Below are 24,485 nucleotides of genomic sequence, written 5' to 3' on the forward strand. Positions count from 1 at the left end.
ACATGGACGGGAATCATCCCTCGCACCACGGCAGTCCTCTCGCGCTTGCCGTCGACATCGGTGGCACGAAGGTGGCTGCGGCATTGGTCGACGACCGAGGCTTCCTCGTGCCGGGCAGCACCGCACGGGCCGCCACGGGTGGAGTCGGCAATGCCGCCGGGCTGACACGCAACATCGTCGGGGTGGTGGTCGACGTGCTGCGGACCGCGCCGCGCGGTGTCCGAATCGTCGGTGTCGGAATCGGGTCCGCCGGCCCTGTCGACCTGGCACGGGGTGCCGTTTCCCCTAAGAATCTGGCCGCTCTGGATCGGTTCCCGGTCGTCGACGTGGTCGCGCGGGCGGTCCGGGCAGAGCTGGGTGACGACAGCCCCGACGTGCCGGTGGTGTTGCGTCTCGACGGTACCTGCATCGCGCTGGCGGAACGGTGGCGGGGCGCCAACCGCGGTGCCCGCCATTCGATGGCAATCGTCGTGTCCACCGGCGTCGGCGGCGGCATCATCCTCGAGGGGAACATGGTTTCGGGTGCGTCGGGCAATGCGGGCCACATCGGCCAGCTGCGTCTGCGCCCCGCGGACGCAGGCGGCCCGAGCGACTCTGGAACCCTCGAGGGCATCGCGGCCGGGCCACGCACGGTGGCATGGGCTCAGAGCCGAGGTTGGCTCGGGCGGACGGGCGAGCAGCTCGCCGCGTCGTACGCAGACGGCGACCCCATAGCGAGAGCCGCCGTGCGGCGGTCGGCCGAAGCCGTCGGGTTGGCGATCAGCAATGTGACAACCCTGCTCGATCTCGAGGCGGTCGCCATCGGTGGCGGGTTCGCGAATGTGGCGCCCGACTACATCGACCTGGTGCGGGCGGCGGCGGCAGAGAGCGCGCTGTTCCCCTACGCCTCCGCCGTCACGATCCGACCGACGGGTCTTGCGGGAGACGGCCCATTGGTCGGTGCCGCGGCCCTGGTGCACCGGGCGTGCGACGTGGCACCCCGGGGTGCGGCCGAGCTGCAGTCGGCGCAGCCCGATCTAGACGAGGGTGTCCGCGAGGAAGGCGACAACGTCGGCGTTCATGCGGGCGTGGAACGCCTCGCGGTCGAAGCCTGACGGGTCCTGGGAGGGCGGGAAACTCGCGTTCTGCATCACCTCGGGGAACGGCGTGAGGAACGAGAAGTGCCCGCCGTTTTCCACGACCTCGTGCCGCACGCGGGACCGGTCCGGCACGCCGTCGAGCACGATGTCGCCCTGCCACGCGGGGGTGTGCTTGTCGTGTTCGCCCGACATCAGCAGAATCGGCACCTCCACGTTGCGCAGCGCCGTCTGCTCCTGGAACCACGGCGTCGCCGGCGCGAGCAACACCAGCGCGCCGACGCGACGACTCGTGCGCGGGTGCAGCTTCTCGGGTTCGCCCGACTCGGTCTCGCGCGCAAAAGCCGTCGGCACGGCGCCCGCGGCGGCCAGCACCGAGTAGCCGCCCATCGAATGCCCGATGAGGCCGACATCCGTGGGGCGCGCCACCGACGCGAAACGAGGGTCGCTCAGCATGAATTGGATGACCTCGACCACATGCCGCGGCCGGTCGACCAGGTTCGCCACCCGCCCATAGGAGGCGTTGTCGCCGATGCTGTTGCCCGGATGCGTGGGTGCTGCGACGACGAAACCGGCGCGAGCCAGCGCCGCCGCGAGGTCGCGGTAGAGCAGGGGCGAACCGCCGTTGCCGTGCGACAAGACGACGAGCGGAAAGCGCGAACCATCGGCGGGCGGGGCCACCTCGGCGTCGAGGGCGACACTCTCCGTGTAGGGGCCCAGCTTGGTCGGCTGCTCGGGGGAATCGGTCGGATACATGACCAACACCGGGAAGGGCGCCCCGGTCTCGTCGTCGTGAACGTCGACCCACCGGCATCCCGCGTTCTTCTGCATTCTGTTAAGGGTAGCCGGGGTGGCGGGCCCGGCCGACATAGGCTGAGCGGATGGGGGAACACAGCATCGAGGTCACCGACAGTGTCGTGCCGGGGCCGCACGGCGGCGTTCCGATTCGGCACTACGTCGACCCCGGGCATCCGCGCCCTGCCGCGCCCGTGGTGTGGGTGCACGGTGGAGGTTTCATCCGGGGCAGCCTGGAGCTGCCGGAGTCGGATCAGGTGGCGCGGGCGCTCGCCGCCGAGGGCATCGCGACGACCGCTGTCGGCTATCGACTCGTTCGCCCCTCGCTGAGCCGCGCCGCCCACACCGCCGACAACCGGCGGGCGCGATCGCGCAACCGTTTCCCGGTGCCGCTCGACGACGTCGTCGCGGTCGTGCGGCAGGTCCAGCAGCAGCACCCCGAGGGTGTCATCCTGGGCGGTGCGAGCGCCGGCGCGTGCCTCTCTGCCGGTGCTGTCATGCGGCTCGCCGCCGACGGAGACGCACCGCTTCTCGGCACTTTCTTCACCTACGGGTTCTTTCACGCACGCCTGCCGAAGGGCCCGCGCGAGGACCGGCCTCAGTCGCGGGGCCATCGCCGATACTCGCACTCGGCCGCGCTTCTCGACATCCTGAACCGCATGTATGTCGGGGATCCCGCCGTTCTCCGCGACCCGATGGCGTTCGCGGGCGGGCACGACCTGAGCGGCTTCCCGCCGTCCCTCCTGGTGGATGCCGACCGCGACACCATGCGCGCGTCGGGCGGGCAGTTCGGGCGCGAGCTCGTTGCCGCCGGCGTCGAGACCGATTACAGCGTGATGCCCGGGACCGCACACGCCTTCCTCAACCGGCCGCTCGACCCGGCTTTTCGCCCGAGTATTCAACACATCGCCGACTGGGTGCGAGCGCGGAACCCTATCCGCCCTTAGTGAGGTTGGCTCGGGTTCGCGTGCCGCCCGCGGCGCACCTCGTCCGGCTGCACCCGCCCGTCGGCGAGCCGAATGACCTGATCGGCGACGGCCTCGATCTTCGGGTCGTGCGTCGAGATGATGGCCGTCGTCCCCTCGGCCCGCACGACGTCGCGCAAGAGCGTGAGGATGCTGGCGCCCGTGTCGGCATCGAGCTGCCCCGTCGGCTCATCCGCGATGAGCAGGCGCGGCCGCCCCGCAAGAGCCCGCGCGATGGCTACGCGCTGTTGCTGCCCGCCCGAGAGCTCGCCGGGCCGCTGCTGGGCCTGCGCGCCGAGCCCCACGAGGTCGAGGTAGTGCGCCACCCGCTCCTCGCGCTCGGCCGGATCGAGCCGTCGCAGTCGAAGAGGCAGGCTCACGTTCTCGGCCGCGGTCAGCAGGGGTAGCAGGCCGAACGTCTGGAACACGAAGGCGATCTTGTCGCGGCGCAGGGTCGTGCGCGCGCGGTCGTCGAGGGTGGCGACATCCGTGCCGTCGACGATCACGCGGCCCGAAGTCGTGGTGTCGAGACCGCCGATGCAGTTGAGCAACGTGGTCTTGCCGGCGCCAGAGCGACCGACCAAAGCGGCGATGCGACCCGGCTGGATGCTGAACGACACGTCCGAGAGCGCATCGACCGTGCCCGTGCCGGATGGATACGTGCGCGTCAGATTCTCGACCTGGATCATGGCGTCGGTCATCGTCCGGTCTCCTCGGAGTCGGTGGAGTCGGTGGAGTCGGCGGGGTCTGTGGAGTCGGTGGAATCGGTGCGTGCGCGCCGGGGACGCCGGAACGGCGAAAGGGAGGGGTCGTCGACACTCGGCGCGTGATCGGTGAGTGGGCTCGAGCCATCCTCGGTGGGGGAAGGGCCATCGGCACCGGGACCCTCTTCGGCGCCGGGGGAGCGCGACTCTGCCGGTTGCCCGGAGCGGTCTGCGAACACCCCCACGTGGTCGCTCTCGAGTTCGAGCCGCACGCGATCCCGCAGCCCGAGCCGCTCGCGATAGGCCGCGGGCACCTGCATGCGGCCGGCCCGGTCGAGCAGCGCGAACTCCTCGGCGTGCACGGTCTCGGCACCCGCATCGTCGACCACCGTGCGGCGCACCACCTCGGTCGAGGTGCGACCATCCCGAATCGCGATCGTGCGCTGCACCCGCCCCGAGACCGAGGCGTCGTGCGTGACGATGACGACCGTCGTGCCCAGCACCCGGTTGGCCGTGCGCAGCGCCTCGAAAACGTCGTCGCTCGTCGCCGAATCGAGCTCACCCGTCGGCTCGTCGGCGAGCAGCACGGCGGGCTCGTTGGCCAGGGCCACCCCGATCGCGACCCGCTGCTGCTGACCACCCGACATCTCGTGCGGGCGCCGTGCCGCCAGTTCGGCGATGCCCAGGGCCTCGAGCACCTGCGCCGTTCTTTCGCGGCGGCGCGCGCGGGAGGCACCGGCAAAGCTGAGCGCCAATCCGATGTTCTCGGCGGCCGTCAGGTAGGGCAACAGATTCTTGGATGTCTGCTGCCAGATGAACCCCACCACCTCGCGGCGGTACTGCACCCGCTGTCGCGCGCTGAGCGTGAGCAGGTCGTGCCCCGCAACGGTCGCGCGCCCCGCGGTCGGCAGGTCGAGCCCCGACAGGATGCCGAGCAGCGTCGACTTGCCCGACCCCGAAGCCCCCACGATCGCGACCATCTCGCCGGGCTGCACGACGAGGTCGAGCCCCTGCAACGCCTGCACCTCGATCGACCCGGTCTGGAAGATGCGCACGATGTTGTCGCACACGATGACGGCGTCGGCGCCGTAGGCCGCGGCTCCCGGAGCCCTCGCGGCCGGCGTGATCACAGGTTCGGTCATGAGCTCTCTCCTACTCGAAGCACTGTCGGCAAGGCGCGGCGACTGGCGGCAATGCGCTCGCCCAAGATGGCCGCGCCGAGGGTGAGGATGATTCCGGCGGCGGCCACGGCGAGCGTCGTCTGATCGAGCACCATCGCGGTCTCCTCGCGGCCCGTGAGAATGTCGAGTCCGAGCGACGGGCCCACCACGTAGAGGATGAGGGCCCCCGCACCGACTCCGCCGAGGAACGCCGCGAGGGCCACGGGCAGGGTCTGCGCGAACGCGAGCCACCAGCCCGCGCCGCGCCCGGCCCCCAGCGTGCGCATCAGGGCGACGTCGCGCACACGGCCGCGCGCCTGCCCGAGAACGGCGGCGGCAACGGCCAGCATCGCCAGCACGAATGCGGCCCCCGCGGCCAGCTGCATGGTGTGCGTGGTTCCCGCGATCAGGGCCGACCCGCGCCGCTCGGCCAGCCAGCCGGCACGCGTCTCGACCTCGGCATCCGGGCCGAGGCTCGCCACGGCGCTCGCAGCCCCCGCCCCGTCGACGACGATCGTGGTGGCGGGCAAGGCAGTGCCCACAGCGTTCGAAAGGGCGTCGAGGTCGACGAGCAGACGTGAGCCCACCTCATCCGTCTGCCCGGCCAGAGGCACATCGAGCGGCGCCACCAGCTCCACGTCGACGGTGCGGTCGTTGATCTCGATACTCAAACCCGTCTCGCCGTAACGCTCGATCAGGGCGGCGTCGGCCAGCGCGCGCACAGGCCCCTCGACCTCGCTATACGAATCCTCGCCCCGCAGCGCACGGATGTCGGTCACGGTCGTCCGATAGGCCGGATCGTCGGGCCGCCCACCGATCAGCCGCTCCGATCCGGCCGTCACCCCCGTGACACTGACGAGCGTGCTGCCGCGTTCGCCCGTCGCGTCGACACCGCGGAGAACGAGGCGGGCGCCGGCGGCCGTGACGTCCGGCGACCCCTGCACCCGCGTCACATCGTCGGGCGTGAACGAACCGTCGGCGCGCGCATCTCCGCCGACGGCCGACCAGGAGGCGTTCTCCTGGCCACTGTCGACCGTCGCCGCGAAACTGCCGCCCGCGAACAGGATGCCGACGGCCAGCGTGGCGGCGAACACGGGCAGCAGGGTGGGCGTGCGCTCGAGCTGGGCTGCGATCAACAGGCCGGCGATTCCCCGCGAACGCCGCGCGGGCCGCAGCGCCGGTCGGAGGGCGAGGGGCAGCAGGCGGGCTGCCGCCACGGCCACGCTCGCCGCGATCAGGGCGGGCGCGACGGCGACGAGCGGGTCGACGCCCAGGGCGCCCGGGGCGAATGCCGACCCGGGTCCGCCGCCCGTCGGGCCTGCGGGGAGCGCGCCGCGCTGAACGACGGCGACCACGGCCGCGAGCGTCACGGCGCCGAGAAGGGCTTCGAGCACGAGACGTCGGCGCGCCCGCATCCGAACAGCCCGTCGTCGTTCGCTCGGATTCGCCACCCGCCGGCTCGTCGGCCAGGCGGCGCGCGTCACCCGGACGGCCTGCACGACGGGCACAGCGACCGCAACGAGGCCCACGAGGGCGATTAACCACCAGAGCGTCCCGGGGCCGGGGAAGACGAGGCCCGCTGCAAGGATGCCGACGACGGTGGCCAGTGCCGTCGTCACGACCGCTTCGACGCCCGCGCGACATCCGATGGCCAGAAGTGATGTGCCGCGCGCGCGTTCGAGCGTGAGGCCCGCCGTGCGCCGCGCGGTGAGGAGGGCGCAGGCGAGCAACAGCACGGTGATGGCGGCGACGAGCATGCCCGCGATGGCGATGGTCATCTGGGCCGTTGCCGCCGAGGCAGCGGGCGGGTAGTCGGCCAGCGACGCCTCGAAGCTCGATTGCGCGAGCAGGGTGACCGGCTCGCCGGGGGTGAGATCGGCTGCCGTGCCCTTCAGTGCTTCGATTTCTTGCGCGACGCGTGTCACGACGTCTTCCGTGAACCCGCCAGGATCGAGCGTCACGCGAATACCGGCCGGCACGGGGTCGACCAGGGCCGCCGTGACGCGCGTCATGGCCTCCGGGTCGATGAGAACCGACACCTGCTCGGTTCTCGGCCGTCCCGTTCCGACCACGGGGTCACCATCGGTCTCGTCGGGCCACAGGTTGGGGATATCGATCCACGATGTCCGCTGCCCGGCCGGCGTCTCGCCCGCATCGGGTGCCACGAGGGCCGAGACTCGGATGTCGAACGCATCCGTCGCGGTCTCGAGACGCAGCACCGAGCCCACGTCGGCGCCGATACTGCGCGCGGCGACGGCAGACAGAGCAACCTCAATGGGCGCATCATCCGACGCGCTGGAGGTGGTGCCGGGCAGCTCGCCGCGCTCCACGACGAGGTGTGTGCGGCCATCCGGCGTGAGGGCGGCGAAGCGCATGCCCACCTCGACGGGGGCTCCGACCACATCCACCGCTTGTGTCACCGCGAAGGGGAGGGACGTCTGTGCCACGCTGCGCAGGGCCGGTGGTAGCCGCTCGGGGATCAGCGGGGCGAGATCGATGACCTGCTGCGCGGTGACCGGGGTGGAACCCGTGCCCGGCAGATCGGCGATGAGGTTGCTGCCCAGCACGAGGTCGGCGCTGCGCCCCGCCGTGGCAACGGCTTCTCGGGCACCGCGGTCGACGGTGTCTTGCACGAGCCGCGGGGCCGAGCAGGCCAGGAACACCGTGACCGCCGCGATGAGGGCGGTGAGACCGAGCAATCCGAGGTCGCGCCGGGCGCGCCGCAGAATCAGGACGACGCTCATTCAGGCGCCCCTTCCCGCAGCAGCCGGGCCGGTTCGACCAGCCGCTGCGTGGCCCAGACGGCCACGACCACCGCGCCGACCACGACGATGAGCTCGACGACCAGCAGCGCGATCGGCCCCGCGGGCAGCACGACGCGAACCTCTGGCACGGGCGGCGCACCCGTGGGGGACACCGAGACGAGCGGCCCGAGCAGCTGGGCCAACACCACACCGCTCACGACGCCGAAGACGATACCGACGGCGCTCAGCACACCCGCCTCGATCGACACCGTCGAGAGGATGCCGCGGCGCTCGAATCCCACGGCGCGCAGTTGCGCGAACTCGAGCCGTCGTCGGCGCAGCGAACCCGCGCTGTGCATGCCGAAACCGATCGCGAGCAGCACGGCGCTCGTGATGATGGTGAGCCACAGGGCGGCCTGCGTGCCGATGCGCAGCGGGCCCTCCTGCAGCGAACGAGTGACGCCGTCGATGCTGATGCTGACGGCGGCGTTGACGGACGTGCTGACGGGCGTGCTGATGGCGGTGCTGTCGGCCTCGGTGGTGGTTCCCGCGGCGGCGGCCCGTTCCTGGCGCACGACGTAGGCCTCGCCGGACCCCGCGGGCACGTCGACCCACCACTCGTCGAGCAGCGTTCCCGCAGCCCCGTACTGAGCAAGGGCGCGCGCGAGTGATCCGCTATCGGCCACGAGATACACGCCGCCCGCGGCCGATCCGTCCGAACTGGTGGCCGCCAACCCCGCCGTCCCGCCGACAAGGGTGCGGGCTTCGACCGTACCCGGCACGGCCGGGGCCATGCCGGCGACGGCCGAGGGGATGGCCGCGTCGCCCAGGGTGAGCACGAACGGGGCCGCGAGCCCGAGACCCAACCGCGCGGCCTGATCCGTCGGCACGACCACGGGCAAGGCGGTCACGGGCTCCCACACCACCAGCGACGCGACCGCGCCGGTGCCCGCGAGGTCCTGCGGCAGGTCGACGCTCACGGCGAGGGCCGGCGACGGCGTGGGCGAGGGCGACGGCGTGAGCGACGGAGTGGGCGAGGGCGCCGGGACGACCGTCGGCAATTCCGCCTGGTAATCAGACGCCACTCCCGCCCACCCGATCACGGGCGCGATGTCGAGGGCCACGGGGGCCGCCTCTCGAGACGAGCGCGCCCCGGCATCCGAGAGGATCATGCTCACCGGCAGCCGTGACCCGCGCAGGGAACGTGTGGCGGGCTCGCCCTCGAAGCGCAATTGCAACCCGACGAGTGTGCGCCCCACCGAGGGCTGCGAGAGGGGGCCGAGCAGCGCGTGCGGTTGCCCGTCGAGATCGGCTGTGCCGAGCGCGTCCACGGTCAGGACGCCGGCCGCGTCGACCGTGATCGCCGATATCGTCGCGCGCACGCCGGTCGGAGTATCGTCGGGGTCGGCCGTGGTCGGAAGAGCCGTCACGCTCACGCCCATCCAGGCCACATCGTCGTCGATGGCGATGCCGTTGAGGGCTTCGCCAGAATCGTCCGCGTCGTCGCGCGGGGCGAGCGCGGTGGCGATCGCGGTGCCACCCTCCTCGCCGAGGCGGCCCGTGTCGATCAGCCGCCGTGCGGACTCGTCGAGCCCCAACACGTGCACGCGCGAACCGGAGGGTGCGGCGTCGTTCCACGAGGCGACCGCATCTCGTCGCAGGGCGGCCGAGGGCGAGGTGCCGGATGTCGTGCCGACCGTGAGCGCCTCGACCTGTTCGCTCGGGGCCCGGCCATCGGCCGCCAGGCGCACGGGTGGTCCCACCGCGAACGCCGCCTGATCGGCCTGCGACTGCCGCCACGTCTCGAGGAACGAGACGCTGAAGATGCCGACCGCCAAGGTCACTGCCACGAGGAGCACGGCCGCGATCGACGAGCGCGAACGCCGAGCGAGCTCCCACGACGCGAGCGCGGAGGCGGCACCCCGGGCGCGCCGGGAACGTCGCTCGGCCGCCGCCGCAACGAGGGGCATGAGGCGCAGGCACAGGAGCACGGCCCCGAGCAGCACGATCGCGGGGGCGACGGCCGCGATGGGGTCGACGCCCAGGGTTCCCGCGCGCACGGTGCCCTGCAGGCGGAAGAGCTGCAGCGCCGCGACGACCGCCACAGCGATCACGGCGAGGTCGAGCCCCGAACGCATGAGCGGCGCGAGGCGCCCCGCCCGCGCCGCCGAATCCTGTTCGGCGTCGAACTCGGCCTCGGCCCCGCGGCGCACGAGGAGGGGAGCCGCCACGATCGCGACGAAGACGACCGCCACACCGGCCGCCACGAGCCAGGCCGCGAGTGGGATCGAGGCGGTAGCCGGCATCCGGGCAGCGCGCATGGCCGGAACGGCGGCCATGGCCTGATAGACGAGCGCACCGAGCCCCGGTGCCACGAGGGCTGTGACGACGGCGACGCTGACCGCCTCGAGGCCCACGAGGGCACCGACCTGGGCAGGGGAGGCGCCACGTGAGCGCATGAGGCGCCGGTCGACGGCACCACTCTCGGTCACGAGGCGCGCCACCTGCACGAGCGCCGTCACCGCGAGCAGGGCGAGGAGCACGCCCGAGACGGCGACGACCGTACGCGTGACGAGGATACCGCCGCCGACCGCATCGAGGGTCTGGGGGAGTTCGGACGTGAACGCGACGGTCGTGGCCTGGCGGCCGACGGCGGACGAGAACGAGACATCGGCGTCGACCAGCCGCTCGCGCAGCGGCGACAGCGCCCATTCGTCGACGGCCGTGAAGTCGGGGCGGAAGATGGTGTCGACGAAGGCGGCCGAGACGTCGCGCGCGTCGAGTGTGCCCGGGGCGGCGAGGAGCGGCCCGATCGCGACCACGGGTTCATAGCTGCGCTGCCCGGGTTTCGGAAACTCGGTTCGCGCTCCGTCGCCCTGCAGGGGATCGACGGCCCACTGCTCGGCGGGAGCCCCCGCGCCGGCCTCTGCGAGTCGGTAAAAGCCGCTGACCCGCAGCGGTATGTCACCCCGCGTGGTCTCGACGACGACCTCGTCGCCGACCGCGAGCCCCACGACCGCGCGGGCCGCCTCGGGCGCCACGACCGAACGATCGTCGTCCGCCCACGCGCCGTCGACGAGGCTCGCTCGACGCTCGACATCGGTGAGCTCGCCGATCGACGCATACACCGCGGTGTCGGCGACGAGCGGTGAACCTGTGCGTGTGACCGGGCCGAGAGCCGATTCGGTGAGCGTGAAGCGCTCGGTCGGGATGCCGGGGCCCAGCACATCTGCGGCGGTGTCCTTGAGCGTGGCATCGAGGTCGGCGAGCGATCCGTTCGGCCGCAGCACGTCCACCGTGAGCGACGTGGCGGCGGGAGCCGTGTCGGTGAGCCCACCGCGCAGAGCCCCGGCATCCGATGATGCGGCCAACACGGCGAGCGCGCTTAACAGGGTCGCGACGAGAACGAGCACGGCCGTCACGGTGCCGAGAAAACGCCACCGGAACGCGGCCCGGCGCGCGAACACCCGCAGCAGGTACGCGCCATCGCGCGAGGGGTGCGCATCGGCGGGCATAGGCGAAGCATAATGCGTGATCGAGCGCGCGCTCGCCATCCGTGTTCGCGCTTCCATCCCCGGCTTTGCCGACGCCTCGCCGAGTGCATAGGGTCAACCGTGTGAACACGTTCGAGGCGACCCGGCCCGGCCCCCTGCTGAGGTGCAGCGCATGATCGAGCTGCTGCGCGGCCGCCGTCGGCTCATCCTCGCCGATGTCGCCACCGGCCTGGTCGTCGCGCTGCTGGCCGTCTTCCCGCCGCTCGAGGTCAACGCCGCCGGCATCCTCACCGCCCTTCTCGCTTTCCTGGCGATCGGATGCCGCAACGTCTCACCCCTCGCCAGCCTCGCGCTCGTGTGGCTGCTCGCCATCGCCCAGCTCGTTTTGAGCGAGCGCCCGGGTTTCGCCGACCTGGCCCTCCTCCTCGTCCTCTATGCGTGCGCCCGCCGCGGAACCCGCTGGGAGTTGGGCGCCGGAGCCGTCTCGGCGCTGGTCGGCGGCGTCATGGCCTCCTCCTACCTGACGCAGACGGGAACGCGATACGCCCAAATGGCGTACGGCTCGACCGAGGGGCAGATCGCCGCGTCGGTCGCACCCGTCGTCGTGCTCGCATCCGCCTGGTTGTTGGGATTCGCCGTGCGGGCCCTGCGCTCGCAGCGCATCGAGGCCGGCCGCCGCGTCGAGGCCGAGACCGAGATGGTGAAGGCGCTCGACAGCGCCGAGTTCGAGCGCTTGCGGGCCACGATGGCGCGCGATGTGCACGACGTGGTGGGCCACTCTCTCGCCGTGATCATCGCGCAGGCCGATTCGACCGAATTCATCCACGACGAGGATCGGCTGCGGCAGGTGTCGGCGACCATCGCGGCCACGGCCAGGCGTTCGCTGCTCGAGGTGCGTCAGGTGCTGAACGGCGACCCGGCCGCGGGCATCGACGACGAGACCATCGACCTGGATGCGTTGATCGAGCAGGTTCGGGAGTCGGGTGTCGCCATCGAGCGCATCGTCCGGGGCGAACCGCGACTGCACGATGCGGGGCTCCGACTGGTCATCCGTCGCGTGGCTCAGGAAATGCTGACGAACGCCATCCGGCACGGGGATGCGCGTCAGCCCGTGGCCTTTCGCGAGACCTGGCGTGCTCACGATGTCGTGATCGAGGTAGAGAATCGAGTGGGGCTCACCCGCAACCCCGGCTCGGGGTCGGGAGTTCGAGGAATGCGCGCACGCGTCGAAGGGATGGGCGGCATGTTGGAGGCCGAGGCCGTTGACGGCGTCTATACCGCTCGGGCCCGTATTCCGGCGCAGGCGGCGGATTCCGTGCCGGGGTCTGTGGCGCAGCCGGTGCACCATGAGTGACGCCGGGCCCATCCGCATCCTGCTGGTCGACGATCAGGAGCTGTTCCGTGGTGGCGTGCGCGTGGCGCTCGAGGCGCAGCCCGATTTCGTTGTCGTGGGAGAGGCGCCGAACGGGCGCGAGGCGTTGCGCCTGATCGACGAACTCGGGCCCGATGTGGTGCTGCTCGACATCCGGATGCCTGTGCTCGACGGCGTCGAAACCGTGCGCGCGATCTTCGGGGCGGATGCCGGGAGTGAAAGTCCCTCGAAACCGCGCGTCATCATGCTCACGACCTTCGCGCTAGACCGCGCCGCCGCGACCGCGATCCGGCTGGGCGCGAGCGGATTCCTCCTCAAGGATGCGACGCCGAGCTTCCTGGCCGAGGCCATCCGCACCGTGCACGCGGGCAACACCGTGCTGGCGCCCGACGAGCTGTCGCAACTGTTCTCGGCCGATGTGCAGCGTGCCGCCCCGACGCCGGCGCCCGAGATCTTCCGCCAGCTGAGCGTGCGCGAGCGGGCCGTCTTCTTCGCGGTCGCGCAGGGTGCCACCAATGCCGAGGTGGCCGAGCGCCAGTTCATCAGCGAGTCCACGGTCAAGGGCCACGTCTCCAGCATCCTGAGCAAGCTTCAGCTGCGTGACCGCGTGCAGCTCGTCGTCTTCGCCCACGACCACCGGCTGACCGAAGACCGGGTCTGACGTACCGCCCGAACGCGTCGATGGGATGATCCGACGCGGTACCGCCCGCCGTTCCCCGCCCCCGGCTGCCGCGAAAAGCTGAGGGTATGAACAAGAACACCCTGTCGTCGTCGTCATCGTCGTCGCCGTCGTCATCGTCATCGCCGTCGCCGTCTCTTTCGCAGTCGCCATCGCCGTCGTGTTCGCCCCGCCGTGCCGCCGGCGCTCTGCTCCTCGCCGCGCTCGTGCTCGTGTCGGCCACGGGCTGCGGGGCGGCCCGCAACGCGCTCGACAACCCGGGGCACACGCTCGTCGACGGGCTTCGGGGTGGCGACTCTGCCGTGGCGCCGGGCGAGGGGGATGGTTCGGGTGACGGCACCCAGGGTGATGACTCGTCCGGCGGGTCGGCCGATACCGGATCGGCGGAGGGCGACATCGACTCGTCCGAGCTCACGGCCGACGACGGCTACCCGGTCTCCGGCGAGCGTTTCGGGCTGCGCGACGACGTGCCCGCCGTCACCAACCTGGACCGCGCTCTCCTCGACGCCCTGCGCCGTGCCGCCTCGGCCGCCCGCGCCGACAACGGCACCGAGATCACGCTCACGGCGGGATGGCGCAGCGAGCGTTACCAGCGCTACCTGTTCCAGCAGGCCGTCCATAAATACGGCAGCGTGCGGGAGGCGTCGCGCTGGGTCATGCCGGGCACGACGTCGAAACATCTCGCGGGCCGGGCCGCCGACGTCGCGACGGTCGACGCCATGGAGTGGCTGACATCATCCGGCGCCCGTTTCGGCCTCTGCCAGGTCTATTCGAACGAGAACTGGCACTTCGAACTCACGGCCCGCAAGGGCGTCTGCCCGCCCCTCCTCGCGGACTCCTCCGGCTCCTGACGGGTCTAGACATCGGCGTGAGCGCGGAGCACCATGGGGGCATGACCGAGACTCGCATCTTTTCGCCGACCCCGCGGCTGCGCCAGTTCGTGCTCGACGCCGAAGACTCGCGGGCGCTCGCCGAGTTCTACCACCACCTCACGGGGCTTCCCTATATCGAGGGAGACGAACCACGCACCGACGGTGCGTCCGAGGGTTCCAACGCAAACTTCCTCGTCTTGACCGACGCAGACGGTGTGCGGCGCCTCGCTTTCCAAAAGGTGGCCAGCATGCCCGCGCCCACCTGGCCCGAGGGCCCGCGCCCGCAGATGATGCACCTCGATTTCGAGGTCGCCTCAGATGCTGAGCTGCAGGCCGTGCGGCAGCGCGCCCTCGATCTGGGGGCCACGGTTCTCGACGACCGCGCGAATGACGACGACGAACGTCTCATCGTCTTCGCCGACCCGGCGGGCCACCCGTTCTGCGTCTTCATCCCGGCCGGCTGATCGGACCGAGGCCCCGGCATCCGATCGACCCGAGCCGCCGATCGACCCGAGCCGCCGACCAACCCTGACCGCTAGTCGACTTTCAGCCCGCGGATGATGAGAGCCGCGACCGCGCGCGCTTCGGCCACCCACTCAGGGCGATCGGTCGCGCCGCCGATGCCGTGCAACGCGATCATGACGGATGCCGGGGTGACGTCGTCGCGAATCGCCCCGTCGGCAGCGGCTCGACCCATGAGCTCGGCGAGTGTGCGTTCGAGTTCGTTCCCGCCCTCGGCTTGGGTGGCGGGGTCGACGACCGTGGCAAGTGTGCGTGCAAGGGCGGCGTGCTCGACCACGTAGTCGACGAAAGCGCGCAGGAACGCGTCGAGGCTTTCGGCGGCCGGCCCGGAGGAGTCGCGGGCCCGCTCACACAGCGCGACCACTTCGCCGCGATAGACCGCGGCCGCCAGCGCCTCCCGCGTGGGGAAGTGTCGGTAGAGGGTTCCGACTCCGACACCGGCCCGGGCCGCGAAGTCGTCGAATCGCAGCTGCTCGTCGTGTTCGAACACCGACCGGGCGGCCGCAATGATCGCGTCCCGGTTGCGGCGAGCGTCGGCTCTCAGTGGTTTTTCCTCAGGCATGGCACTTCCCGTTGACATGTGGAGACGGTCTCCATATAGTCCTAAGTGGAGACAGCCTCCACACTATCGGATGGGTGCGTCGTGAAAATTCTCATGTTCGGTCGCGGAGTCATCGCGACGATTTACGGTCGGGCGTTTCAGGCGGCGGGCCATGAGGTCGAGTTCTACGTGCGCCCCGGGCGGGCCGCCGACTATGGAACCGATGTGCAGCTGGAGATCATCGATGGTCGCCGTGCGCCCCTCGGGCGGCAAACCCGCGCCACTTTCGCGCCGCGACTGCGCGAGTCGATCGACCCGCGGGATGGGTTCGACCTCGTCGTGCTCAGCGTCGGGCATCATCGCCTGAGCGAGGCGGCCGCCTTTCTCGCTCCGCGGATCGGCGCTGCGCCCGTGCTGGTCTTCGGCAACATCTGGCAGGAGCCCCTCGACGCCGTAGCGCCGCTCCCGGTCGACCAGGTCGTCTTCGGGTTCCCTCAGGCGGGTGGCGGTTTCGACGAAAACGGCGTCCTGCGGGGTGCGCTGCTCGGCTCGGTCATCCTGGGTGCGTCGAACGCGTCGGCCACGAAACCTCATCGGGTGGCGCGAGCGGCCTTCGCGCAAGCCGGCATCGGCGTGAGGGAGGAAGAGGACATGCGGGGATGGCTGATGCTGCATGTCGCCCTCGACGCCGGCATGTTCTCGCAGGCCCTGCGCGTCGGCGGGCTGGCGAAAATGGTGGGCGACCCCAGGGCGCTCCGTAGTGCTTTTCTCACGAGCCGAGAATTGCTCCCCGTGCTGGCCGCGCGGGGCGTCGATCTCCGGAGGCACCGCGCGGCGGCGATCCCCACGCGTTTCCCTCTGCTGATCGGCGCGCTGACGGCCGCGGCCAGTGCGGCCCTCCCGATCGCGCGGGCCAGCCTGGCGGCGCACACCGACCCGAATGCGGCCGAACCCCGAGCGGTCCTCGATGACACCCTGCGCACCGCCCGCGAGCTCGGCATCGCGGTCCCGCGCCTCGAACACGCGCTGCGCGGCGTGTAGTCACCCCGCCGCACCGCGCGCGCCCTGCGCGTCCGTCTTCGCGGTCAGAGACCAGGGCGGCTCACGTCATAGGTCACGCGCACGAGTCCGTCGCCCCCGCTAGACGTGGTGGCGACGCTCGAGCGCCGCGCCCTCGACATCCACGTTGGGCAGGATGCGGTCGAGCCAGCGCGGGATCCACCAGGCCGAGCGCCCCAGCAGGTGCATGAGCGCCGGCATGAGCAGCATGCGCACCACGAACGCGTCGAGCAGCACGCCGAAGGCCAGGCCGAAACCGATCGAGCGGATGATGGTGGCCTCGGAGAAGATGAACCCGCCGAACACCGACACCATGATGAGCGCCGCGGCCGTGACGACCGCGCGCCCCGCCCGGAAGCCCTGCATTACGGCGAGCCGTGCGGGCGCCCCGTGCACATACGCCTCGCGCATGCCGGATGCCAGGAACAGCTGGTAGTCCATGGCGAGTCCGAACAGGATTCCGACCAGGATGACCGGCAGGAAGCTCAGGATCGGGCCCGTGCTGTGCAGGCCGATGACGTCGGCGAACCATCCCCACTGGAACACCGCGACGACCGCGCCGTAGGTGGCGAAGAGGGACAGGATGAACCCGCCCGTCGCGATCAGCGGCACCAGCAGCGAGCGGAACACGAGGATCATGATGAGCAGCGACAGGCCGACGACCACCGCGAGGTAGAGCGGCAGCACGGCCGCCAGACTCTCCGAGATGTCGATGTTGATGGCGGCCTGGCCGGCGACGCCCAGCTGGATGTCGCCGTCGATGGCGGGCAGCAGGCGCAGGTCGCGCACCAACTGTTCGGTCGACACGCTGTTGGGGCCCTCGGCCGGGATGACCTGGAAGGCCGCGAGTTCGTTGTCGTCCGACACGGCGATGGGCGCGACCGAGACGACATCCTCCTGGTCGGCGATCTTCTCGGCGACCAGCACCTGCTTCTCGAGCACCTGGTCGTCGTCGAGGCCGGCGGGCAGCTGCGCGGTGACGAGCAGCGTGCTGTTGGTGCCGGCGCCGAACTCGTCCTGGGTGAGTGTGTAGGCGCGGTAGGACGCGGAATCTTCGGGTTCGGAGGAGCCGTCGGGCAGGCCCACGCGCATCGACAGCGACGGGATCGCCACCACGAGCAGCGCCACGATGCTCACGAGGACCGTGACGACGGCGCGCACGGTCGACATTGGTTTCACGGGCTTCTCGACCCGGGCGTGCTGGGCCGCACCCGGGCCGGAGGCCGAGCCTGTGCGCGCCTGGGCGGCGCGGGCGCGGGGCTTCTTCGCGAGCACGCGCTCGCCGACGAGACCCAGCAGCGCCGGTGTGAGCGTCACGGCGATGAGCACGGCCACGGCCACGCACACGGCGCCCGCGGTGCCCATGAGGCCGAGGAACGGAACGCCCGTCACGTTGAGGGCCAGGAGCGCCACGATGACGGTGGCCCCGGCAAAGATCACGGCGTTGCCGGCGGTGCCGTTGGCGAGGCCGATCGACTCGCGCACCTCGGCGCCCTGCAGCAGCTGCTTGCGGTGGCGGTTGATGATGAAGAGCGAATAGTCGATGCCCACCGCGAGCCCCAGCATGACGCCGAGCACGGGGGTGACCGAGGCCATCTGCACGACACCGGAGAAGGACAGTGTGGCCAGCACGCCGATGCCGACGCCCACGATGGCGGTCACGAGCGGCAGGCCCGCGGCGATGACCGAGCCGAGTAGCACGAGCAGCACGATGGCCGCGATGACGAGGCCGATCACCTCCCCCACGCCGAAGATCTGCGGAACACCCTGCGCGATATCCGTCGAGAAGCTCACATCGACGCCATCGATGGGCTCGGACTCGAAATGCGAGATCACGCCCTGCTTGGCCTCTTCCGAGAGCTCGAGGCGCGGTTCGGTGAAGGCGACGTTGACGAGCGCGGTCGAGCCGTCCTCCGAGACGAAGCGGATGCCGTCGGCCAGGTCGAGCAGGCGTGCGCCGAGTTCGAGCTTCGACGTCTGGGTGGCGAGTTCGGCGCGGCCATCCGTGAGTGTCTGCTGTTGCGTCTCGAGCTGCGCCTTCGAGGCGTCGAGCTGCTGCTGTTGCGCGTCGATCTGGGCGGTGGGGAACCCGGCGGCCTCGGCCTGTGCGCGCGCCTGGTCGAGCTGGGTCTGGGCGGCCTCGAGCTGGGCGGCCCCGGCGTCCAACTGGGTCTGGCCGGCGTCGAGCTGCGCCGCGCCGTCGGTGATCTGCTGGCGTCCATCGACGAGCTGCTGGGCCTGGTCGGCGCGCTGCTGCTCGGTGTCGAAGGGGTCGATCACATCCGAGACATCCTCGAGGTCACCCGAATCGACGATGAGGGCGCTGATGTCCGCGCGCTGCTCGTCGGTGAGTGCGCTGCCGTCCTCGGTCGAGAAGACGACGGTTCCGGATGCTCCGCCGAAGTCGGGCAGCTTCTCCTGCAACTCGTCGGTCACGGCGCCCGATGCGGTGCCGGGGATGTCGAAGCTCGACGTCAGGCCCTTCGAGCCGATCAGGTAGCCACCCACCGCGAGTGCGAAGATCACGGCCCAGGCGGCGATGACGAGCCAGGCGCGTCGTGCCGAGAGTTTGCCCAGGCGGTAGAGGAGTTCAGCCATGCGGATTGAGCCTTTCGAACCAAGAGTTTGCAATACGCACCGTCTCGTATTGCTGTCAACGCTAGCATGGCGGCATGGAACATCAGCGCGGACGGGCCCGCAGTGAGGCGGCACGCGTGGCCATCCTGCAGGCCACCGCGCGACTCTTCGCCGACCGCGGGTACGAGCAGCTCACCATGGAGGGCATTGCGCACGAGGCCGGCGTCGGCAAGCAGACGATCTACCGCTGGTGGACGTCGAAGGGTGCGCTCGTGGCCGACTGCCTGCTCGAAGGCCTGCTGCTGCCCGAGGGGATAGCGCCAGACGATACGGGCGACATCCGCACCGATCTGGTCACGTGGCTGCACAAGATCTTCGTGTTGCTCGAGAGCAAGGGCGGGCCGGCGCTCATGCGCTCGCTCATCGCGGCCGGCGCCGAGAGCGACGACGTCGGCGGGCGACTCGGCGACACGTTCGGCACCAGCTCGTTCCTCGTCGAACGCTTCGAGAAGGCGGTCGTGGCCGGGCAATTGCCGCCCGACGCGCCCCTGCAGCAAATGGGGGAGGCGCTACTCGGAGCGGTGATCTTCCGCACGCTCACGCGCGCCCCCGCCGACGCCGACGTGGCCGCGCGCCTGGTCGATGTCGCCATGGGGCCGCGCCTCGCCGATGACGGAATTCGTCAAGTCGGCCTATCCGAATGACGCAAACCTATGAAATAACACAGAGACTTCTCTGAAACACGATCGATACACGGCGCCCGTAGATTTCGGGGGATGCCCACCTCAGGGCAGATTCCCTTGCAGAAAAAGGACGCATGTCACACGACGATCGTTCCACCCCCTTATCCCCTGCCCGCTCTCCGAGACGAACGCTCCGCCGCTCCGGCGCCACCCTCGCCGTCGGCATCCTCGCTGCCGGCGTCATCATCCCCGCGACGGGCGCCACCGCCGTCTCGAGCACCACGGCCGCCAACGGTGCGGTGTGGCAGATCCACGACGCCGCCCCTCCCGGACTCGACACGGGAAGCATCCGCACCGTCAGTCAGTCGCGCGTCGACGGCTTCGGCAACATCTTCGTCAAGGTGACCGGCGCCTCCAACCCGCGCTTCAACGGCGAGATGATGCGCGGCTTCGGGCTCACCGCCACGGCCGACGGCGCCGCCTACGACACGACTCAGTCGGTCGACCTCGGCGGCATCGACATCACGCGCGACATCACCATGGGCAACGCCGACAGCACGGCGCGCTACTTCGACACGTTCACCAACACGACGACCGCGCCCGTCACGGTGGATGTCTCGTTCGGTGGTTCGCTCGGCTACGGCACCACGACCAACCAGGGTCTCGTGCGGGCGACGGCCGACGGCGACACCACGGTCGCCCCGACCGACTCGTGGGCGCTCGTCGCCAACACCCAGGCCACCCAGCGCCCCGTCGGCGTCGTGCTCGGCAGCCCCGCCCCGTTCGCCGGCGCCATGAACCGCACGGGCAACCAGCAGCGCAGCCCGTTCACCAACCCGATGGCCACCTCGGGCAACGAGGCCAACTTCTACGGTTTCATCAACACCATCACGGTGAAGCCCGGCGAGACCCGTTCGCTGGCGCGCTTCGTGCACGTCGGCGCGGCCGGTCCGGATGCCGCGACCTCCCAAGCGTCGGCCACCACCACGCTGCAGACGCTCGCCACCACGCCGAACTTCGCGGGCCTCACACCCGCCGAGATCTGCACGGTCAGCAACTGGGACCTCACCACCATCCAGGGCTTCGACGCCGCCGCGTGCGCGCCCTCGACCAAGCTCGACGTGCCCGCCTCGCCCGCCGCGGTGAAGCCCACCACGACGTCGCGCTACGACGTCGTCAACAAGACGATCACCGAGATGCAGGCCGATATGACGGCGGGCCGCACCACATCCGTCGCCATCGTGCAGGCCTACCTCGACCGCATCAACGTCTACGACGACGGGCAGTTCGGCTTCAACGCGTTCCTGCACGTGGCCGCCGACGCGCTCGACCAGGCCAAGGCCGCGGATGCCGCACGAGCCGCCGGCGCGACCGGTGACCTGCTCGGCGTGCCCATCGCCCTGAAAGACCTCTACGACACCAAGGACCAGCCCACCACGGGTGGAACCCGCGCCCTCGAGGGCTGGCAGCCCGACAGCGACGCGTTCCAGGTCGAGAAGCTGCGCGCCGCCGGCGCCGTGCTCATCGGCAAGACCAACCTCTCCGAGTTCGCCAACTCGGGCAGCTTCAGCGAGTCCGGCTGGGGCCAGGTCTGGAACGGTCTCTACGGCTCGAAGACATCCTTCGGTTCGTCGGGTGGTTCGGCCGTCGCGGTCGCCACCAGCATGGCCGCGGGCGCCATGGGCACCCAGACCGGTGTCTCGCTCTACGCGCCCACCACGGGTTCGAGCCTCACGACGTTCCGCGGAACCGACGGCATGGCCTCGACCCGCGGCGTCATGCCGCTCACGTGGGGTCAGGACTACGCGGGCCCCATCGCCCGCACCGTCAGCGATCTCGCCGTGCTGCTGAACGCGACCACGGGAACCGACCCGCTCGACATGCTCACGGCCCAGGCCGACGCGCGCAAACCCGCGGACTGGAAGACCGCGCTCAGCACGCAGGCCCTGCAGGGCAAGCGCATCGGCTACCTGCCCACGTCGTTCGTGTCGTCCTACGCCGACGACGGAACCGGTGAGGCGGCCCTCGCGCACCTCGCCGATCTGCGCGCCGCGGGTGCAACGGTCGTCGAGATGCCTGCACCGCCGTCGGGTGGCTCGAACCCCGCCCGCAACGTCTCGCAGGAGGGTTGGGCGCTCTACATCGAAGAGCAGACCGGCTTCCCCTACGCCGACGGCAACGCGCTCCTCGCATCGCCCAAGGTGCTGCCCTACAACCAGCGTTCGCTCTCGACCGCTCCCCGCATGACGCCCGAGAATGTGCAGGCCTACATCGACTACCGCACCAACTACAAGCGCATCATCGATGCGTGGATGGCTGAGCAGGGCGTCGATGCGGTGGTCTACCCGGGCTTCATCAGCGACGTGTTCAACAACGACGCCTCGAGCTCGCAGCTGTCGTCGGACCGCGCCACTGGCGTCCTCACCTCCACCGTCGGCCTGCCGACCGTGGTCGTGCCCGTTGGCCTCAACCCGCACGGTTACTCGATGTCGATGCAGCTCGTCGGCCCCTCGTGGAGCGACGCGTCGGTGCTCGGCATGGGTTATGCGCTCGAGCAGCAGACGAAGGCTCAGGTTCTCTCGACCCTGGCGCCGGCCCTGGCTCTCGATCCCTCCGTTCCGGTCGAGCCGACCGAGCCGCCGGTTCCGCCGGTCGACCCGACCACGCCTCCCGTCGACCCGACCGTGCCCCCGGTCGAGCCGCAGCCGAGCGCGACGGCCGTGCCCATCCCGAACATCCCGGCCGACGCCGGCTCGACGCCGAAGCCCGGCGCCTCGGGTTCGCTGTCCACGACGGGTAGCGAGATCGGTCCCTGGTTCGTGGCCGCGTTCGCGCTGATGTTCGCGGGTGCCGCGGCGACGTTCATCCGTCGCCGACGCCGCACCGCGTCGGAGTAGTCACCGGCGTTAGTCGGAAGGGGGCGGGCTTGTGGGCCCGTCCCCTTCTCGCGTGTTAGGAGGCCCTAACTTCTGCGAGACAATGGACCTATGACAATTGCTTCCCCGCGCCCGCCCAAACCGCAATGCGTGCTGCAGGTGCAGCGCAGCGAGTGGGTGTCGCCGCACCTCGTGCGCGTCGTCCTGGGGGGCGAGAACTTCGACGATTTCGTCGACAACGGTTTCGCCGACAAGTACGTCAAGATCGTCTTCGTCAAACCCGAGCTCCGCCTCGAACCGCCTTACGATCTGGCCGAGTTGCGCACCACACTCGAGCCGGCCGACCGCCCCGTCACGCGCACCTACACGGTTCGCTGGGTCGACGCTGCGGCGCGCGAGCTGGCCATCGACTTCGTGGTGCACGGCGACGCAGGCCTCGCGGGCCCCTGGGCCGCAGCGGCTCAGCCCGGTGACACGCTCGTCTTCGCGGGCCCCGGTGGCCTGTTCAACCCCGATGCCAGTGCCGATTGGCATCTGCTCGCGGGCGACGACTCCGCCATTCCCGCCATCGGGGCAGTGCTCGAGGCCATGCCCGAGGATGCTGTGGGCCACGCGTTCATCGAGGTCGACACCGATCGCGACATCCTGCCCCTCACGGCGCCCCAGGGCATCGAGCTGCACTGGTTGCTGCGCGGGGGAGTGCCGGCCGGTGAGGCGACCGCCCTCGTCGACGCCGTCGCCGCTCTCGACTGGCCCGCCGGTCGGGTCAGCGTCTTCGCGCACGGTGAGCGCGAGGCCATGAAGGGTCTGCGGCGCGTGTTCGCGGCCCGCGAGGTGCCGCGCGCGGATCTGTCGCTCTCGGGCTACTGGGCCTATGGTCGCACCGAGGACCGTTTCCAGGCCGAGAAACGCGAACCCGTCGGCGTGATCTTCGACGAGGATGCCGCGCCGACGCCCCGGTGACGGTGGCGCGTGGTGGAATGGTCGCAGGGAGGCGATCGATGTCGCGCAGTCAGTCCGGCGATGCCGTGAGCGGTGAGGGCCGCGCTGTTTCCCGTGCCTACAACTTTCCGGGCTTCCCCACCTTCGCCGGTGTGGTGCCGAGTGGCTACCGCGAGACCGTGCGCAGCCGCGAGATCGGGCGCGGCCGGGCCGTCTTCGAAGCCGCCGTCGGCCTCGTGCTGCACTGGCAGGTGCACTACGGTTCGGGTTTCGTCGCGCTCGAGGTGCCGGATGCCGTCGCCGACGATGCCGAGTCGGTGTGGGGCATCCCGTTCGGCCCGTTCCGACCGCGCGTGGCCTGCCGCGTCTTCGGCGTGATCGACGAGCCAGGCATCGGTGGTTTCGGCCACGGAGCGCTCGAGGGTCATCCGCAGAGCGGCTGGGAGAGCTACCTCGTGCGCATCGACGATGACGGCCGGGTTTTCCTCGACATCCGAGTGGTCTGGAAGCCTGCCGCCTGGTGGATGCGCGCGGCGGGCCCGTTCGGCGCGCTCGGCCTCAGCATCCTGCTGCGCAAGAACCTGCGCGCGCTCGACGGTCTGCTGCCCGCGTCGGAGTGACGTCCGCCGGCTGCCTGTCGCGATCGACGCGATCGACGACCTGATCCCCGCGTCGGACGGACATCCGCCCGCCCTGCGGTCGCGATCGTTTTCGGCCGCGCTGTCGGCCGCGTCGGCGTCTCGAGCTCAGGACGCGGCGAACCGGGCGTGCACGCGGGCCGTGACGACGATGTCTTCGGGTTTCAGTTCGAGGGTGGGTGCGTTCGAGGTGGCGGCCGCGGCGCGCATGAGCGGCGCGGCGGTGACGCCGGATGACGGCTGCGTCTGGTCTCCCAGCATGCCCGGTTCGGCGAGGGCCGTGGGCCTGACGGTGGTGAACCCCAGGCTGGATGCGTAGGCGTTCGCCTTTCCGACGGCGTCGCGCACGGCCCGATCGCGGGCTTCGTCGGTGAGCCGCTTCTTGGTGATCACGGTGAGCGCCCATTCGATGCTCGTCACGGTGACACCGTCGAGGGCTGACACGTTTTCGACCCAGCTGGCGAGGCGCCCGAGGTCGCTGAATTTCACGTCGAAGCCGATGGCGGCGTGGTGCACGAGGGGCAGCTGTTTGCCCTCGTTGTTCCAGGGGCGTTCGTTCCACACGCGCAGGCGGTCGGTGGACCACCAGGTGACGGGGCCGCTGGCGCCGTCGTGGATGCTGCGGATGTCGCCACTCAACCGTGCGTGCAGCTCGGTGGTGCGGGCGACGACGGCGGCCTGGTCGGGGCCCTGGAAGCCGACGCGCATTTTCACGGTTCCGCGTTCGGCGGGGTGGTGGTGTTCGAAGACACCCTCGACGGTGATGATCGTTTCGGTCATGCGGCG

19 protein-coding genes are annotated in these 24,485 nt (G+C 70.6%); 11 read left to right on the top strand and 8 right to left on the bottom strand.

Going from position 1 to position 24,485, the window contains the following annotated elements; genetic code table 11:
- The first annotated feature begins 2 nt into the window (after positions 1-2).
- On the top strand, positions 3-1,094 hold the full coding sequence (locus ACZ6IE_RS01330) for an ROK family protein (RefSeq protein WP_464606424.1): 1,092 nt from the start codon (positions 3-5) through the stop codon (positions 1,092-1,094).
- Here ACZ6IE_RS01330 and ACZ6IE_RS01335 read toward each other — a convergent pair.
- The gene (locus ACZ6IE_RS01335) at positions 1,017-1,907 is read right to left on the bottom strand and encodes an alpha/beta hydrolase family protein (RefSeq protein ID WP_464606425.1); all 891 of its coding nucleotides are present in this window, start codon (positions 1,905-1,907) and stop codon (positions 1,017-1,019) included. The genes ACZ6IE_RS01330 and ACZ6IE_RS01335 overlap by 78 nt on opposite strands.
- 50 nt (positions 1,908-1,957) lie before the next feature.
- On the opposite strand from ACZ6IE_RS01335, the gene ACZ6IE_RS01340 reads away from it, so the two are divergent.
- A complete protein-coding gene (locus tag ACZ6IE_RS01340) occupies positions 1,958-2,818 on the top strand; it encodes an alpha/beta hydrolase (RefSeq protein WP_464606426.1) in 861 nt (286 codons plus the stop codon).
- Here the strand turns inward: ACZ6IE_RS01340 and ACZ6IE_RS01345 are convergent.
- Genes ACZ6IE_RS01345 through ACZ6IE_RS01360 form a run of 4 tightly spaced genes read right to left on the bottom strand, consistent with a single transcriptional unit; the run spans position 2,815 to position 10,959 of the window.
- On the bottom strand, positions 2,815-3,537 hold the full coding sequence (locus tag ACZ6IE_RS01345; RefSeq protein WP_464606427.1) for an ABC transporter ATP-binding protein: 723 nt from the start codon (positions 3,535-3,537) through the stop codon (positions 2,815-2,817). The genes ACZ6IE_RS01340 and ACZ6IE_RS01345 overlap by 4 nt on opposite strands.
- Positions 3,534-4,682 carry an ABC transporter ATP-binding protein gene (locus ACZ6IE_RS01350; protein WP_464606428.1) on the bottom strand — a complete coding sequence of 383 codons (1,149 nt, stop codon included), beginning with the start codon at positions 4,680-4,682 and terminating at the stop codon, positions 3,534-3,536. The genes ACZ6IE_RS01345 and ACZ6IE_RS01350 overlap by 4 nt, the downstream gene beginning before the upstream one ends.
- Entirely contained in the window at positions 4,679-7,444 is a 2,766-nt protein-coding gene (locus ACZ6IE_RS01355) for an FtsX-like permease family protein (RefSeq protein WP_464606429.1), read from the bottom strand. Before ACZ6IE_RS01355 ends, ACZ6IE_RS01350 begins: the two co-directional genes overlap by 4 nt.
- Entirely contained in the window at positions 7,441-10,959 is a 3,519-nt protein-coding gene (locus ACZ6IE_RS01360) for an FtsX-like permease family protein (RefSeq protein WP_464606430.1), read from the bottom strand. The genes ACZ6IE_RS01355 and ACZ6IE_RS01360 overlap by 4 nt, the downstream gene beginning before the upstream one ends.
- Positions 10,960-11,110: 151 nt before the next feature.
- Between ACZ6IE_RS01360 and ACZ6IE_RS01365 the strand changes: the two genes are divergently transcribed.
- The 4 genes from ACZ6IE_RS01365 to ACZ6IE_RS01380 all read left to right on the top strand — a co-directional run bounded on the left by ACZ6IE_RS01365 (position 11,111) and on the right by ACZ6IE_RS01380 (position 14,325).
- The gene (locus ACZ6IE_RS01365) at positions 11,111-12,292 is read left to right on the top strand and encodes a sensor histidine kinase (RefSeq protein ID WP_464606431.1); all 1,182 of its coding nucleotides are present in this window, start codon (positions 11,111-11,113) and stop codon (positions 12,290-12,292) included.
- Entirely contained in the window at positions 12,285-12,971 is a 687-nt protein-coding gene (locus ACZ6IE_RS01370) for a response regulator (protein ID WP_464606432.1), read from the top strand. Before ACZ6IE_RS01365 ends, ACZ6IE_RS01370 begins: the two co-directional genes overlap by 8 nt.
- 86 nt (positions 12,972-13,057) lie before the next feature.
- Positions 13,058-13,840, top strand: coding sequence for a D-alanyl-D-alanine carboxypeptidase family protein (locus ACZ6IE_RS01375; protein WP_464606433.1), 783 nt, complete (start codon positions 13,058-13,060; stop codon positions 13,838-13,840).
- A 41-nt stretch (positions 13,841-13,881) separates the two neighbouring features.
- Entirely contained in the window at positions 13,882-14,325 is a 444-nt protein-coding gene (locus ACZ6IE_RS01380; protein ID WP_464606434.1) for a VOC family protein, read from the top strand.
- Positions 14,326-14,396: 71 nt separating this feature from the next.
- On the opposite strand, the gene ACZ6IE_RS01385 is transcribed toward ACZ6IE_RS01380, so the two are convergent.
- Positions 14,397-14,945 carry a TetR/AcrR family transcriptional regulator gene (locus tag ACZ6IE_RS01385; protein WP_464606435.1) on the bottom strand — a complete coding sequence of 183 codons (549 nt, stop codon included), beginning with the start codon at positions 14,943-14,945 and terminating at the stop codon, positions 14,397-14,399.
- 81 nt (positions 14,946-15,026) lie between these two features.
- Between ACZ6IE_RS01385 and ACZ6IE_RS01390 the strand changes: the two genes are divergently transcribed.
- Positions 15,027-15,965 carry a ketopantoate reductase family protein gene (locus ACZ6IE_RS01390; protein ID WP_464606436.1) on the top strand — a complete coding sequence of 313 codons (939 nt, stop codon included), beginning with the start codon at positions 15,027-15,029 and terminating at the stop codon, positions 15,963-15,965.
- A 99-nt stretch (positions 15,966-16,064) separates the two neighbouring features.
- Here ACZ6IE_RS01390 and ACZ6IE_RS01395 read toward each other — a convergent pair whose 3' ends face one another.
- A complete protein-coding gene (locus ACZ6IE_RS01395; RefSeq protein WP_464606437.1) occupies positions 16,065-18,581 on the bottom strand; it encodes an MMPL family transporter in 2,517 nt (838 codons plus the stop codon).
- Positions 18,582-18,655: 74 nt separating this feature from the next.
- On the opposite strand from ACZ6IE_RS01395, the gene ACZ6IE_RS01400 reads away from it, so the two are divergent.
- The 4 genes from ACZ6IE_RS01400 to ACZ6IE_RS01415 all read left to right on the top strand — a co-directional run bounded on the left by ACZ6IE_RS01400 (position 18,656) and on the right by ACZ6IE_RS01415 (position 23,681).
- Positions 18,656-19,264, top strand: a complete 609-nt coding sequence (locus ACZ6IE_RS01400; RefSeq protein ID WP_464606438.1) for a TetR/AcrR family transcriptional regulator — start codon at positions 18,656-18,658, stop codon at positions 19,262-19,264.
- Positions 19,265-19,377: 113 nt separating this feature from the next.
- Positions 19,378-22,140 carry an amidase gene (locus ACZ6IE_RS01405; protein ID WP_464606439.1) on the top strand — a complete coding sequence of 921 codons (2,763 nt, stop codon included), beginning with the start codon at positions 19,378-19,380 and terminating at the stop codon, positions 22,138-22,140.
- A gap of 90 nt (positions 22,141-22,230) precedes the next feature.
- Positions 22,231-23,082 carry a siderophore-interacting protein gene (locus ACZ6IE_RS01410; protein WP_464606440.1) on the top strand — a complete coding sequence of 284 codons (852 nt, stop codon included), beginning with the start codon at positions 22,231-22,233 and terminating at the stop codon, positions 23,080-23,082.
- Positions 23,083-23,120: 38 nt separating this feature from the next.
- Entirely contained in the window at positions 23,121-23,681 is a 561-nt protein-coding gene (locus tag ACZ6IE_RS01415; RefSeq protein WP_464606441.1) for a DUF1990 family protein, read from the top strand.
- 126 nt (positions 23,682-23,807) lie between these two features.
- Here the strand turns inward: ACZ6IE_RS01415 and ACZ6IE_RS01420 are convergent, their stop codons facing one another.
- Positions 23,808-24,479: an SIMPL domain-containing protein gene (locus ACZ6IE_RS01420; protein ID WP_464606442.1), complete on the bottom strand. Its 672-nt coding sequence runs from the start codon at positions 24,477-24,479 to the stop codon at positions 23,808-23,810.
- Positions 24,480-24,485 lie beyond the last annotated feature (6 nt).

It is taken from the genome of Okibacterium sp. AC114 (assembly GCF_979253355.1).